This is a genomic window from Arthrobacter sp. NPDC080073 (assembly GCF_040686575.1).
In the GTDB taxonomy this organism is placed as follows: Bacteria; Actinomycetota; Actinomycetes; order Actinomycetales; family Micrococcaceae; genus Arthrobacter.
Genome location: NZ_JBFBKR010000001.1, coordinates 197,905 through 211,323, shown reverse-complemented (window position 1 = coordinate 211,323; position 13,419 = coordinate 197,905). Strand labels below are relative to the sequence as shown.

The 13,419-nt window shown below is 64.5% G+C and carries 11 protein-coding genes and 2 tRNA genes; 7 read left to right on the top strand and 6 right to left on the bottom strand.

Annotated features, from left to right (window positions below; genetic code table 11):
* From AB0O52_RS01045 to AB0O52_RS01035, 3 genes are all read left to right on the top strand, one after another.
* A complete protein-coding gene (locus AB0O52_RS01045) occupies positions 1-1,296 on the top strand; it encodes a deoxyguanosinetriphosphate triphosphohydrolase (RefSeq protein WP_364532682.1) in 1,296 nt (431 codons plus the stop codon).
* A 76-nt stretch (positions 1,297-1,372) separates the two neighbouring features.
* Positions 1,373-3,337, top strand: a complete 1,965-nt coding sequence (dnaG, locus tag AB0O52_RS01040; RefSeq protein WP_364532080.1) for a DNA primase — start codon at positions 1,373-1,375, stop codon at positions 3,335-3,337.
* Between the two features lie 62 nt (positions 3,338-3,399).
* A tRNA-Asn gene (locus AB0O52_RS01035) sits at positions 3,400-3,472 on the top strand.
* A 248-nt stretch (positions 3,473-3,720) separates the two neighbouring features.
* Here AB0O52_RS01035 and AB0O52_RS01030 read toward each other — a convergent pair.
* From AB0O52_RS01030 to AB0O52_RS01020, 3 genes are all read right to left on the bottom strand, one after another.
* On the bottom strand, positions 3,721-6,456 hold the full coding sequence (locus AB0O52_RS01030) for a fibronectin type III domain-containing protein (RefSeq protein WP_364532077.1): 2,736 nt from the start codon (positions 6,454-6,456) through the stop codon (positions 3,721-3,723).
* Positions 6,457-6,672: 216 nt separating this feature from the next.
* Positions 6,673-8,010, bottom strand: a complete 1,338-nt coding sequence (locus AB0O52_RS01025) for an MFS transporter (RefSeq protein WP_364532074.1) — start codon at positions 8,008-8,010, stop codon at positions 6,673-6,675.
* Between the two features lie 103 nt (positions 8,011-8,113).
* Positions 8,114-8,701, bottom strand: coding sequence for a PadR family transcriptional regulator (locus AB0O52_RS01020; RefSeq protein ID WP_306862842.1), 588 nt, complete (start codon positions 8,699-8,701; stop codon positions 8,114-8,116).
* Positions 8,702-8,875: 174 nt separating this feature from the next.
* Between AB0O52_RS01020 and AB0O52_RS01015 the strand changes: the two genes are divergently transcribed.
* Both AB0O52_RS01015 and AB0O52_RS01010 read left to right on the top strand, forming a co-directional pair.
* Positions 8,876-9,973, top strand: coding sequence for an aromatic ring-hydroxylating dioxygenase subunit alpha (locus AB0O52_RS01015; protein ID WP_364532071.1), 1,098 nt, complete (start codon positions 8,876-8,878; stop codon positions 9,971-9,973).
* Entirely contained in the window at positions 9,973-10,983 is a 1,011-nt protein-coding gene (locus AB0O52_RS01010; protein WP_364532068.1) for a PDR/VanB family oxidoreductase, read from the top strand. Before AB0O52_RS01015 ends, AB0O52_RS01010 begins: the two co-directional genes overlap by 1 nt.
* Before the next feature lie 38 nt (positions 10,984-11,021).
* Here AB0O52_RS01010 and AB0O52_RS01005 read toward each other — a convergent pair whose 3' ends face one another.
* Positions 11,022-11,789 (bottom strand): MBL fold metallo-hydrolase, encoded by a 768-nt coding sequence (locus AB0O52_RS01005; protein ID WP_364532065.1) that lies wholly within the window; start codon positions 11,787-11,789, stop codon positions 11,022-11,024.
* Between the two features lie 93 nt (positions 11,790-11,882).
* Between AB0O52_RS01005 and AB0O52_RS01000 the strand changes: the two genes are divergently transcribed.
* Positions 11,883-12,524, top strand: a complete 642-nt coding sequence (locus tag AB0O52_RS01000; protein ID WP_364532062.1) for a LysE family translocator — start codon at positions 11,883-11,885, stop codon at positions 12,522-12,524.
* Positions 12,525-12,587: 63 nt separating this feature from the next.
* Positions 12,588-12,660: transfer RNA gene (locus tag AB0O52_RS00995), tRNA-Asn, on the top strand.
* A gap of 74 nt (positions 12,661-12,734) precedes the next feature.
* On the opposite strand, the gene AB0O52_RS00990 is transcribed toward AB0O52_RS00995, so the two are convergent.
* Both AB0O52_RS00990 and AB0O52_RS00985 read right to left on the bottom strand, forming a co-directional pair.
* Positions 12,735-13,142, bottom strand: a complete 408-nt coding sequence (locus AB0O52_RS00990) for a hypothetical protein (RefSeq protein WP_234750734.1) — start codon at positions 13,140-13,142, stop codon at positions 12,735-12,737.
* A 60-nt stretch (positions 13,143-13,202) separates the two neighbouring features.
* A complete protein-coding gene (locus AB0O52_RS00985; RefSeq protein WP_364532059.1) occupies positions 13,203-13,382 on the bottom strand; it encodes a hypothetical protein in 180 nt (59 codons plus the stop codon).
* Positions 13,383-13,419 lie beyond the last annotated feature (37 nt).

The following is a 13,419-nucleotide window of genomic DNA, read 5'->3' as shown; positions in this document are numbered from 1 at the left end:
ATGTCTGCAGCACGCCCGGCCGAAAACGCAACGGGCATTCCAGGCTACGTGGAGGCCGACTCGGAACGCTGGGTCCAGGAACCCCGGAAGAATACCTACCGCTCGGACTTCGAGAGGGACCGGGCAAGGGTGCTGCATTCCTCGGCCCTCCGGCGGCTCGGGGCCAAGACCCAGGTGGTGGCCCCGGACACCGACGACTTCGTCCGCACCCGCCTGACGCACAGCCTTGAAGTGGCCCAGGTGGGCCGCGAGTTGGGCCGGGCCCTCGGTTGCGATCCGGATGTCGTTGACACAGCATGCCTGAGCCACGATCTTGGCCACCCGCCTTTCGGCCACAACGGGGAATCCGCGCTCAACGAGGTAGCCCACGGAATCGGTGGCTTCGAAGGCAACGCCCAGACCCTGCGCCTCCTGACCCGCCTTGAACCCAAGGTCCTTGCCGCCGACGGCCGGCCCGCCGGACTGAACCTGACCCGCGCCAGCCTCGACGCCGCGTCCAAGTACCCATGGTCCGCCGTCGACGCCCCCGTCATCCACGGGCAGCGGAGCAGCAAATTCGGTGCCTATGAGGACGATCTGCCCGTGTTCGCGTGGCTTCGTGACGGCGCGCCAGGCAACCGCTCCTGCATAGAGGCCCAGGTGATGGACCTGGCCGACGATATCTCGTACTCGGTCCACGACGTCGAGGACGCCATCGTTGCCGGCCATTTCCAGCTGAAGTGGCTCGACAATCCGGATCACCGGGCCCGCGTGGTTGGGTACACCAAGCAGTGGTACCTGCCCCACAACGATCCCGCAGAAATCGATGCCGCCCTGGCCCGCCTCGAAGCCACGAGCGTGTGGGTCCGAGAGGCCGACGGCAGCCGCAAGTCGATGGCTGCGCTGAAGGACATGACGAGCCAGCTGATCGGCCGGTTCTGCCAGAGTGCCCTGGAGACCACGCGCGCCCGCTTCGGACCGGACCGCCTCACCCGCTACGGCGCCGAACTCATGGTCCCGGAGGAAACCGTCACGGAGATCGCCGCCATGAAGGGCCTTGCCACGACGTTCGTCATCTCCACCGACCACCGGCAGCCCGTCTATGAGCGCCAGCGCGAAGTCCTGCACGCCTTAGTGGGCGTGCTCAATGCGAGAGGGGACCGCCACCTGGAGCCGATGTTCGCTGCGGACTGGCGGGACGCCCCCGACGACGGCGCCCGGCTTCGCGTCGTCATCGACCAGGTTGCGTCGCTGACCGACGCTTCGGCGCTCGCGATGTACGAACGGCTGGTGGGCAGCCTGCCGTCGCTCTGGTAGGCCACCGTCGGGCTGTCGGCCCGCTCAAGGGCTGTCCTCACAGGGGCTGTCCGCGCGGAGCGACTAGGATGGTGACGTGGCTGGCCTGATCAAACGTGAAGATATCGACGAAGTACGCCAGCGCACCGATATCAAGGAAGTGGTGGACGGCTACGTCACACTCAAGGGCGCAGGTCTGGGCACCTTCAAAGGCCTCTGTCCCTTCCACGACGAGCGGTCGCCGTCGTTCACTGTCCGTCCCCAGGTAGGCCGGTACCATTGCTTCGGCTGCGGTGAAGACGGCGATGCCATCTCCTTCGTCCAGAAGATGGACCACAGCTCCTTCCACGAAGCCGTGGAAAAGCTTGCAGCCCGGATCGGCTATGAGCTGCGCTATGAAGACGGCGGCACCGGTCCCAACCGCGAGGAGGTCGGCAAACGCCAACGGCTGCTGGATGCCCACAAGATCGCAGACGAGTTCTTCCGCGCGCAACTGCTCACCGCAGGTGCCGCCGAGGGCCGCAATTTCCTCCACGGCCGCGGCTTCGACCGGACCGCCGCCGAACAGTTCGGCGTCGGCTACGCGCCGCAAGGTTGGGACTCGCTCCTGAAACACCTCCGCGGGCGAGGTTTCACGGACGCCGAGCTGAAGCTGACGGGAATGTTCTCCGCCGGGGGACCCGGAAACCAGCAGAGGATCTACGACCGCTTCCGGGGCAGGCTCATCTGGCCCATCCGGGACATCGCCGGCGACACCATCGGCTTCGGAGCCCGCAAGCTCTACGAGGACGACCAGGGCCCGAAATACCTGAACACTCCGGAGACCGTGCTCTACAAGAAGTCCCAGGTCCTCTACGGGATCGACCTCGCCAAACGGAACATCGCCAAGGACCGGCAGCTGGTGGTGGTGGAGGGGTACACGGACGTCATGGCCTGCCACCTTGCAGGAGTCGGTACCGCGGTGGCCACGTGCGGCACGGCTTTCGGTACCGACCACATCAAGATCGCCCGCCGCTTGCTGTCCGACGACGGCACCGGGGGAGAGGTCATCTTCACCTTCGACGGCGACGCCGCCGGGCAGAAGGCGGCACTCCGCGCCTTTGAGGAAGACCAGCGTTTCGTTGCGCAGACCTACGTGGCCGTGGAACCGAGCGGGGCCGATCCCTGCGATTTGCGCCAGCTCAAGGGGGACGCGGCTGTCCGGGACCTGATCGGCACCCGCCGGCCGCTCTTCGAATTCGCCATCAGGGCCTCCCTTAAACGCCACAACCTGGACACCGTGGAAGGCCGGGTCGCAGCCCTGCGGGAGTCGGCCCCCGTAGTGGCACAGATCCGTGATTCCGGCATCCGCCCGGCGTATGTCCGCGAGCTGGCGGGCTGGCTCGGCATGCCCATCGAGGAGGTCAGCCGGGCCGTGGGCCTGGCTGCCAAGCGGGCTGCTTCCGGCGCGGCGGGCACCCTAGGAACTGCGGGAACAGCAGGAGCCCCGGCAGCCGGGCAGGGCACGATGCCGGGCCAAGCCGGCCAGCCGGCGGGAGCACCGCCGTCGGCCGCTCCCATCGCCTTCATGCGCCCGGATCCCAGGGATCCCATCGCCGCCATGGAGCGGCAGGCCCTCGAAGTGGTCATCCAGAATCCTGCCGTCCTGGGAGGCGAAGCTGCGCTTAGCGGTGGGGCATGGGAACGTTTTGAGGCATGCCATTTCGTCACTCCGGCCTACTCCGCGGTACACACGGCCGTCCGGGCGGCGGGGCTCGCCCACGTGGAAGACCCCGTGGCCTGGGTGGAAGGGATCCGCCGGGAGGTTCCGGAACCGCTCCAAGGCCTGGTCTCCGAGCTTGCCGTCGTTCCGCTGCCGGCCAGCACGCCCGAAGCACTTCAACGCTACTGCCGCGACATCCTGGCCCGGCTTTTCGAACTACAGATCACCAGGGTCAAGGCTGACAAGATGGGCCAATTGCAGCGCCTGGATGCCTCTGCCCAGCCGGAGGAGTTCCAACGCCTCAACCGGGAACTCATGCAGCTGGAAATGCAGCGCCGCGCCCTCCGTATGGACAGCTGAAGCCTTACCCGGCGCCGATTTCGTTTCCCGGCAGCCCTTTGTTAGGCTTGTACACGCTTCATTCCTCCGTAGCTCAATTGGCAGAGCATTCGACTGTTAATCGAAGGGTTACTGGTTCAAGTCCAGTCGGAGGAGCGCTACTCAAAAATCCCCGTCCTCAGCAGAGGGCGGGGATTTTTGGCGTCTGGTGCGGAAACAGGGTTATAGGACAAAACGTGTGTAAATCCCGGGCGCGTCATGTCCCTCGCGAAATCGTCTTCGCTCCGATGTCGGATTCTGCTCAATCACCCGAATGGACAAATTTCGTCCCTGCGGAATCACGGGACCGGAATCTTCGGCGAAGAGAGTGATCCAGCAGAATCCGACGATGTCCAAGCAACGATTCAGTGGTTGGTGAGGGTGATGTCGTCGAGGTACATCCAGGTGTCGTCGGCGGGGCTGGAGCCGTCGAGGTGGACGTTGAACCAGAGGGTGATGGTCTGGCCTTTGTAGGCGGTGAGGTCGGCGGTGAGCTGGGTCCAGGTGCCGTTGTTGTTGCAGAGTTTGAACAGGCTGGCCAGGGTGGTGCCGGTGGTGGTGCGGGCTTGTGCTTCCATCCAGTCGTACGGGCAGGCGTTGCCGGTGCAGGGGTCTTCGGCGCTGTGGGGCTGGTACCAGAAGGACAGGGTGGTGGTTCCGGTGGCGGGGACGGTGATGGTCTGGGACAGGCTGCTGTCCCCGAGGGGCTCGGCTCCGGAGGCCAGGCCCAGGAGCGCGGAGCCGGTGCCGGTGTGGGCGGTGGTGGAGGCCACGGGTGCCTTGACGCCGCCGGTGGTCCAGGAGGCCAGCCCGGATTCGAAGCCGCCGTTGGTGATGGTCGTGGTGGTTGTCCCGGTGGGGGTGACCGGGGCGGAGGCGGCCGAGGCCGGTGAGGTGCCTACGGCGTTGGTGGCGGTGACGGTGAAGGTGTAGGCGGTGCCGTTAGTCAGCCCGGTGACGGTGGTGCTGGTGGCGGGCGGGTTTCCGGTGACGGTGACCGGGGCCAGGGTCGTGGCGCCGGTGTGCGGGGTGACGGCGTAGGAGGTGATCGGGGAGCCGCCGTTGGCCGGCGCGGTCCAGGACACGGTGGCGGAGGCGTTCCCGGCGGCCGCCGTCACGGCGGTGGGGGCGGCGGGGGCCGTGGGGGTTGTCTGGGTGTTGGTGAGGGTGACGTCGTCGAGGTACATCCAGGTGTCGTCGGCGGGGCTGGCGCCGTCGAGGTGGACGTTGAACCAGAGCACGATGCTCTGCCCGTTGTAGGCCGAGAGGTTCGCGCTGAGCTGGGTCCAGGTCCCGGAGTTGCTGCTGAGTTTGAACAGGCTCGCCAGGACCGTGCCGCTCGTGGTGCGGACTTGTGCCTCCATCCAGTCGTAGCGGCAGGTGGTGCCGGTGCAGGTGTCGTCCGCGGTGTGGGGCTGGTACCAGAAGGACAGGGTGGAGGTCCCGGTGGCGGGCATCGTGATGGTCTGGGACAGGCTACTGTCCCCGAGCGGCTCGGCCCCCGAGGCCAGGCCCAGGAGCGCGGAGCCGGTGCCGGTGTGTGCGGTGGTGGAGGCCACCGGTGCCCGGACGCCGCCGGTGGTCCAGGAGGCCAGTCCGGACTCGAACCCGCCGTTGGCGACGCCCGGAGCGGGCGCGGCCGGGGTGACCGGGGCCGAGGCGGGAGACGGCGCGGATGTTCCGACGGCGTTCGTCGCGGTCACGGTGAAGGTGTAGGCGGTTCCGTTGCTCAGCCCGGTCACGGTGGTGCTGGTCGCGGGCGGGTTACCGGAGACCGTGACCCGAGCCAGGGCGGTGCCGCCGGACGAGGGCGTCACCGCGTAGGAGGTGATCGGGGACCCGCCGTTCGCCGGCGCCGTCCAGGACACCACCGCCGAGGCGTTGCCCGCCGTCGCGCTCACGCCCGTGGGAGCGGCAGGCGCGGTCGGCGCGGCCGGGGTGACCGGTGCCGACGCGGGAGACGGCGCGGACGTTCCCACGGCGTTCGTGGCCGTCACGGTGAAGGTGTACGCGGTGCCGTTGGTGAGCCCGGTGATGGTCGTCGTTGTCGCGGGCGGGTTACCGGAGACCGTGACCGGAGCCAGGGTGGTGGAACCGGCATGGGGGGTCACGGCGTAGGAGGTGATCGGGGACCCCCCGTTGGCCGGCGCCGTCCACGACACCACCGCGGAAGCGTTGCCCGCCGTCGCGGTCACGCCAGCGGGTGCGGCAGGCGCGGTCGGCGCTGTTGGTGCATTGCCCAGGGCCTGGGCGACCGTTTGAACCGACGTGGTTCCGTTGGCCGTTCTCGCAGCCAGCCATGTGACAAAGGTCTTGAAGAGATTGGGATCGATGGTCAACGTGGGATCTGTTCCGACGGCGATGTGGTGGAAGGTCAGCTGGACCCAGCCCCCTCCCGGTTCCGCGTTGGTCACCAGGTCCTCGAGGTTCTGCAGCGTCCATGTGCTGTCCACTTCATCCGGCGCGGCTGTGTTGTATGGATTGGCCGGGGGGAGGGTTTCCGCGAAGGGGCAGCCCGAGCAACTCGCGGGCGAACGGATGTCCCCCAAATTGCGCGCACTGGCAAAACCGCAATTCTTCACGATCTGCTCGACGGAAGAGTTCTCGGCGGCGAAGGGGTAGGCGAAATCGGTGGCGTTGAACCCCCAGCTGGCAAGAGTGGTCCGGCCGCCGCAAACCTCATTGGTTGCTGCCGAAGTGGACAACGTGGTGAGGTCCGGGTGGGTGATGGTGTGGCCGCCGATCTCGTTTCCGTCCGCAGCGATGCTGTTCAGGTTGGCTCGGGTGAGCCATGACGGATTATCGATCCAGCTGGTGGTAATGAAGAAGGTGCCGTGCAATCCGAGCGACTTCAGTAACTGTTCGGCCGGGAGCTGATCGGCATTGCCGTCGTCGAAGGTCAGGCTGACGATGGTCTTCGGGAGCGCCGCGTGAGCAGGGACGTTGATGTAAACAAGGGAGAAGCCAATCAACAATACCGTTGACGCCAGAGTGCTCCAGCGCAACCACGCGCCATAAGCGCCCGGCTCCTTCCAGCTCCACGGTGAGTTCCGCGCGTTCCGCCTTTGGTGCCGCCACGGAAGTACGCTCAGGAGCCGCATGGGGTCCCCCTTTGTCTGAACAGAACGGGTTAGGTGCCCAGTCCGGATCTTAGGGGGTGGACAATTTGCGGCTTAAGAGTGGGTGGTACCTGTTCTTGGACCGGACTGTGCCGTAATTACATGGGCTCCCTGAGACGGGGGCTAGCAGGAGAAGATGGCCTTCCCTGCCGGGAAGGCCATCTTCTGGTTTCTCAATCCTTGGTCTCCGAATGCGGGCTATGTGGCGACGGTAGCCGCGGGGAGTGGCTCCGGGCTGCTGCGTCGCAGAACGGCTCCCAACGCCACACAGCAGCCCGCGGAAACTACCAGTGGAATCGCAAACAGGTAGAAAATGGTGACCGGCGGCATCCCGGCGTCGATCAGGTATCCCACCATGATCGGGGCGATGATCGAGATCAAGCGTCCAACTCCGATCATCCAGCCGAAGCCGGATGCACGGGCCCTGGCGGAATAAAGGGGCGGCACGACCGTGTAATAACCCGCGACGCCCGAGTTGGTGAGCATGCCAAGAAGCACGGCGACACCAAGTGCCACCCCAATGGTGCCGAAGGAACCGGCGAAAGCAAGGTAGGCGGCGGCGGAGAGCAGCAGGCAGATCGTGTTCAGCCTACGGCTCTTGACCCAGGTGGAGACGATGCCGAATCCGATGGACCCGACGATGCCGCCGGTACTGACCAGCACTCCCGCGGTGACGCCAACCTGATTGTCTCCCGTGGCGGCCGCCAGGATTTTGGGGGTCCAGGTGTTGGCGAAGTAGAAGGCCGCGATCAGGAAGGCGTATCCCAGCCACATCAACAGGGTCTGGGCCAGCATCTTGCGTCCGAACACTTCCTTGAACACGCTATCCGGGGCTTCACTTTGTGCGGCTTCCGGCAGTTCCGTCAGCGGTGTGCGGCCCATTTTGACCAGGATGCGGTTCATTTGAGGAAGGGAACCGGCTTGGCGCTTCTCCGCCAGGTATTCCAGGGACTCCGGCAAGGTGAACCAGCAGACGATTAACATGGCAACACTGATGGCGGCGCCGAAGGCAAAGGCGGCGCGCCAGCCGTATCCTGCGATAAGGAGGCCAGCGATGGCTCCGCCGATGGAGCCGCCGATCGGATAGCCGGCCGAGAAGATGCCCATGGCCAGGCCGCGGCGTTTGTCCGATGAGTACTCGGAGACGATAACGCTGAGGTTGGCGATCATTCCGCCGATGCCAAGACCTGTGAATACGCGGCACGCGATCAGCTGTGCGACGTCCACAGTGACGATCGACAGGATCATGCCTAGGGAAATGATTGCCAGGCACAGCAAGGTCAGCCTGCGCCGGCCGATCCTGTCTGCGAATGGCGTAAGAAAGACGGAGCCGATGGCCATTCCGAACAAGCCGGCGCTGAGCAAATAACCCAGCTGGATGGGCGGGACGTGCCATTCGGCGGAGAGCGCGGGCGCGGCGAAGGACATCACCAACACATCGAACCCGTCAATCATGATCAGGACCAGGCATACCGCCACGGCCATGATTTGGAACCGGCTCATCGGTGAGTTCCGGATCTCGCTCTTGATATCCATGCAAGGCCTCTCGGGAAAGTAAAACTATCTATATGAGTAGCTAGTTTGTGAGGCAAAGCACTATCTGTCAATAGAGATGTACGCCGGTATCCCTGGCGACTGATCAGAAGTTGTCGTCGAACGAGTCGATCAGTTTGATCCCGTTGCGCGCCCAGTCAATCTCCGTCTGGGCCTTGGCTACCAACCCCTCGTAGGTGAAGATTTTGTAGGCCGTGATGCGCCGGTGGTCCTGCTTGGGCATGGCGGCGAGCCGCTTGTTCAACATGGCGTTGGTGCCGGTCTGCAGCTCGTGGATTTTCTCCTCCCACTGCCCGCGGCACATCGTGTAGTAGGCGATATGGGCCAGCATCTGGGCGCGCGCCGCGGCGGGGTCGGCCCACTCCAGGTATGCGGCCTTCAGGTGCGCCGGATCGCGCTCACGGGAATACTCCAGCGGGCTGTTCATCCACTCCCGGAATGCGGCGGCTCCGGCTTCGGTTATCCGGTATTGCGTTTTCTTGCCGCGCGGACCCCATGGGATCTCTTCTCCTGCGAGGAGTCCGTCCTTCTCCATGCGACGCAGTTCAGGGTAGATCTGGGAATCCGGAGCATGCCAGACGTAGCCAACCGAGGAGCCGAACTGCTTGGAGAGTTCATAACCGGTCATTGGTTCCACTGAAAGCAGTGCCAACAGTGCATAGCGAAGGCTCAAGGCCGCTCCTTTTTCTTCTTCGACTCTTGCCAAATAACTATATAGATAGATAGTCTGTGATCCATTGCGCTAGCTACGGCCATAGATGGCTGCAGAGGCGCGCACTTAAGAATTCCACAGACTACCCCGGCGGTGTCATAGTCGACGCCGGTCCGGCGACTGGAAGGAAGAACCGTGGCAGAAGTCCGGACGCAGAGCTCCACCACCAACAAAGTCCTCAGCTACCCGCTCAACGTCTGGTACGTTGCCGCGTGGGACAAGGAGGTCGGCCGCAAGCCGATGTCCCGCACGGTGGCTGGCCGGCCCTTGGCGCTGTATCGCACGGAGGACGGCAAAGCGGTGGCCTTGGCTGATGCTTGCTGGCACCGCTTGGCTCCCTTATCGATGGGCAAGGCCGTCGGGAAGGACGGCATCCAATGTCCGTACCACGGCATCGTCTATAACTCGGCAGGGCGCTGCGTGTCGATGCCGGCGCAGGAGACCATCAACCCCAGCGCCACGGTTCCGTCCTTCCCCGTGGTGGAGCGGCATCGCTTTGTCTGGGTGTGGCTCGGCGACCCCACCAAGGCGGACCCCGCGCTGGTCCCGGACATGCATCAAATGGACTCGGACCAGTGGGCGGGTGATGGCGAAACCATCTACGCGCCGTGCAACTTCCAGCTGGTGCTGGACAACCTCATGGACCTCACGCACGAGGAATTCGTCCACGCCTCCTCGATCGGCCAGGAAGAGCTCAGTGAGTCGGACTTCACGGTAACGCACGACGACGGCACCGTGACGGTCGCCCGGTGGATGTTCAACATTGACGCGCCGCCGTTCTGGCTCAAGAACATCCGTGACAAGTTTCCCGGCTTCGAGGGAAAAGTGGACCGCTGGCAGATCATCACCTTCCGTTCGCCGTCGGTGATCAACATCGACGTCGGCGTTGCCAAAGCCGGCACGGGTGCGTTTGAAGGTGACCGCAGCCAAGGTGTCAACGGCTTCGTGATGAACGCGATTACGCCGGAGTCCGATACGTCCTGCCACTACTTCTGGGCGTTCATGCGCAACTACCGCCTGGACAGCCAGCTCATCACCACGCAGTTGCGCGACAGCGTGCACGGGGTGTTCGGGGAGGACGAGGCCATGCTCGCGGCGCAACAAGCGGCTATCGATGCAAACCCGGACTACGAGTTCTACAACCTGAACATCGACGCCGGCGGAATGTGGGTGCGCCGGCTGATCGAGCGCCAGCTCGAGTCCGAGGGCCGCCTGGTTCCGGTTGTGCAGTAATGGCAGCGACAAATATCGAGGTTTGGCAGCTGGGCACAGTTGTCGAGGTGCAAACGATCGCCACCGGCATCCGGCGGGTCGTGCTGGAACCGTCATTGCCGAGGAAGGCCGAACCGGGTTCGCATATCGACGTGATGGTAACGATCGACGGACACAAGGACCGGCGCTCCTATTCGATCGTCGAGTCCAGCGACGACGGCACCCGCTTAGTCATCAGCGTGCGGAAAGCGCCCCTGACCAGGGGCGGTTCCCTGTTCATCCACGGGCTGCGGGTGGGGGAGAAGCTGGAAATCACCCAGCCCCTGCAGAACTTCCCGCTCCGGATCGGCGCCCGGCGGTACATCCTCCTGGCCGGTGGCATCGGCATCACCGCGATCATCAACATGGCCCGCGTCCTGCGGAACCTCGCCTCGGACTACACCTTGGTGTACGCCGGACGCAGCCGTGCGGCCATGGCCTACCTGGACGAATTACGGCAGCTTCACGGCGGGAACCTGGTGGTGCACATCGATGACGAAGGCACACCCCTGGACGTGAATGAGCTCGTAGCTTCGGCCACCGAGGACACGGAACTGTACATGTGCGGTCCTATCCGGCTTATGGACGCGGTACGCCGGACCTGGATGGAACGTGAGCTGAGCTACCCGAACCTCCGCTTTGAGACGTTTGGCAACAGTGGTTGGTACGACCCCGAGGAATTCATCGTCAGGGTCCCGGGGCTCGGGTTGGAGGTTCCGGTGGGTCCGGGCCGCTCGATGTTGGAGGCCCTCGAGGACGCTGGTGCCGACATGATGTTCGATTGCCGCAAAGGCGAGTGCGGGCTCTGCGAGGTCAAGATCCTCGCGCTAGAGGGCGCCGTCGACCATCGCGACGTCTTCTACAGCGCCCGGCAGAAGAAAGCCACGGAGAAAATGGCGTGCTGCGTCTCCCGGGCCGTCACCTCGAAGACCGGACTGGCGGCCGAAGCCTCAGCTACCGGTCCCGCGGTGGTCACCATCGAGGTTTCCTGACGCGACTGTCCCCGGAGAAAAAATGCACAGCCCGCCCCTTATCCAAACGGCGCGTAGTTGCCTTCCGAGACAAGGTCGAGACCGCTGGCCGTCCGCATCATGGGGCCATGGCCCGGCAGGATGACGTCGGCGTTCAGCTGCCGCAACAGCTCGATGCTTGCCGGTACCTCTGCCGGCCTGTGGTGGAAGACCGCCGGCAGAAGCTGCGGTCCGCGTACCGGGCTGACCGGGTGCCCTGTAACGAGCGCGTCGCCGGTGACGAGTGCGTTGGCAGCCGGGATCAGGAACGAGGTGTGGCCTGAGGTGTGACCGAAGGATTCGATCATCCGGGGACTTCCAGGGAACATGTCCAAGGTTCCCTGGTTCATCGCGGCAACACCGGCCAGCGCGACGTCGGACAAGCCCCCGGCCCGAACGGCATGCGCCGCCCAGGCGCCGATCCTCGGCCGGAGCACCCGCAAGCCGAGGTCCTTCACGGTTACCTGTTCAAGGACTTCGCGCCTGACGTTGGGCAGCTCGGCTTGGCTGGCGAAAACCGGAATGCCCATGGCGGAAATCCTTGGCGCATTGCCGATGTGGTCGGAATGACCGTGGGTCAACAGCACCGCGGCGGCATTCTCCAGGACGAGGCCCAAGTAATTCACGCTCGCATTAAGGAGCGGCCAGTTTCCCGGGTATCCCGTATCGATGAGGGTGAATTCTTTTCCACGGCGGAGGACAGTCCAATTGACGGCTGGTCCTTCGACGAAATAAACGTCCTCGGCAACCTCGTGCACGTTGTCCTTCGCGGACCAATGACTGGACATGCTTCCTTCCGTTCGGGGCACCGGATTATCGTATCGGCACGAGCCGGCATGAGCCCTTTCGTGAACCCGCATGCCCACGGAATAATCGTCACCATGACTCTCGCTTCGCTCGCTGCCTTCGCCGGGCTCTGCCTCATTCTGTCCTTGACGCCCGGGCCGGACACGTTCCTGGTGCTGCGCATCGCATTGAACCGGCCCAGCGCCGGCATCGCGGCCGCAGCCGGCTCGGCGGTTGCCGCCATAGCATGGGCGGCAATGGTCGGCGTCGGGCTGGCAGCGATCCTGGAGCAGTCCGCGGAAGTGTTCCGCTGGCTCAAGATCGCAGGTGGCCTCTACCTGCTTTACCTCGGCATTTCCTCGTTCATGAAGACGCGGAAGGCCGCACAGGCCGGTGCGGAAGGCAGCAACGAAGGTGGTGCGCTTCGTTACACCAAGCTCGGTGGCCTCGGCGCGGGCGCACTGTCGACATTGCTCAATCCAAAGGTGGGCTTGTTCTACTTGGCGATCGTCCCGCAGTTCATCCCTCAGGGCGGGGACACCATGGGTACGGCAATGATCCTGGGCTTGGTGGAGGCGGTCATCGCGTTCACGTACCTGGCCGTCGTCGCGCTCGTCGCTTACAAGGCGATGCGGTGGCTGCGGCGCCCGAAGGTGAGTACCGCCGTCGAACGCGTCAGCAGCGGCATCATCGCTGCCCTCGGTGCCGGCGTCGTTGCCTCCGGCGCGAGCAGCTAGCGCCCGCAGCCGGCCTCGATTTCGCTTGCGGTAAAACCTTTGCTAAAGTCATAACCGCTTCATTCCTCCGTAGCTCAATTGGCAGAGCATTCGACTGTTAATCGAAGGGTTACTGGTTCAAGTCCAGTCGGAGGAGCGCATCAAGCCCCGCACCGATTCAATCGGTGCGGGGCTTTCTTTTTCGCTAAATTCACTATGCACATTCGTAAATCACACGAAGTCCATTTCCACTTGCAGGAACCTCGCTGCCTCGGCCACAGCGGACTGGAAGGCGTCATCTTCGGTGGGCGGCGTCCTCGGCTCCCGCGGGTGCCATTCGTGGGCGGCGGAGTGGACGCGGGTGAACCCGCCGCCAGGGGGAGCGTAGAAGATTCCGAAGCGTTGGACGGGCCACTCCGGAGAGGTCTCCGGAGCCACGAGCAGCGCCGCGCCATTGGTCGGATTGAACCATTGCGCAATCGGACGGCGGCGGTCCTCCGTAAAGAGCCCGGCCGCATAAAGGGCCGCGGATTGCGGGCTTGTCACCGTGCACAGACGATCCCACCACAGCGGGAGGATGCCATCATCCCTGCGCTGCCATGGGGCCGGAATAGGCTGTAGTTCCTGCCAACGGGGCACATCTCAACTTTATCGCCGGGCCATGACCGGCAACAGGCCCCGACGCAACGGAAGGTACGCTTAGTCCCGTTTCCATGGTCCGGGATTGATCCGGTAGAGGATTGCGGAACCGACGACGGCGCCCAGCGGCGCTCCGAACACAGGGTTTCCGATCCCGCGGCCCAGCAAGAAGCCGACGACGGCGCCGAGCATGGCTCCGAGGAAGAGGCCCCTTCCGTTGCGGTGCGGTTTGCGGGTCATGGCTTGAGCCTACTGCTCCCCGCGGACGTCCGAACCC

Bases quoted from the DNA above. Each gene is read 5' to 3' on its own strand.
- AB0O52_RS01045 (WP_364532682.1), top strand. From the start codon at position 1: ATGTCTGCAGCACGCCCGGCCGAAAACGCAACGGGCATTCCAGGCTAC.
- AB0O52_RS01030 (WP_364532077.1), bottom strand. From the start codon at position 6,456: ATGCGGCTCCTGAGCGTACTTCCGTGGCGGCACCAAAGGCGGAACGCG.
- AB0O52_RS01025 (WP_364532074.1), bottom strand. From the start codon at position 8,010: ATGGATATCAAGAGCGAGATCCGGAACTCACCGATGAGCCGGTTCCAA.
- AB0O52_RS01010 (WP_364532068.1), top strand. From the start codon at position 9,973: ATGGCAGCGACAAATATCGAGGTTTGGCAGCTGGGCACAGTTGTCGAG.
- AB0O52_RS01005 (WP_364532065.1), bottom strand. From the start codon at position 11,789: ATGTCCAGTCATTGGTCCGCGAAGGACAACGTGCACGAGGTTGCCGAG.
- AB0O52_RS01000 (WP_364532062.1), top strand. From the start codon at position 11,883: ATGACTCTCGCTTCGCTCGCTGCCTTCGCCGGGCTCTGCCTCATTCTG.
- AB0O52_RS00985 (WP_364532059.1), bottom strand. From the start codon at position 13,382: ATGACCCGCAAACCGCACCGCAACGGAAGGGGCCTCTTCCTCGGAGCC.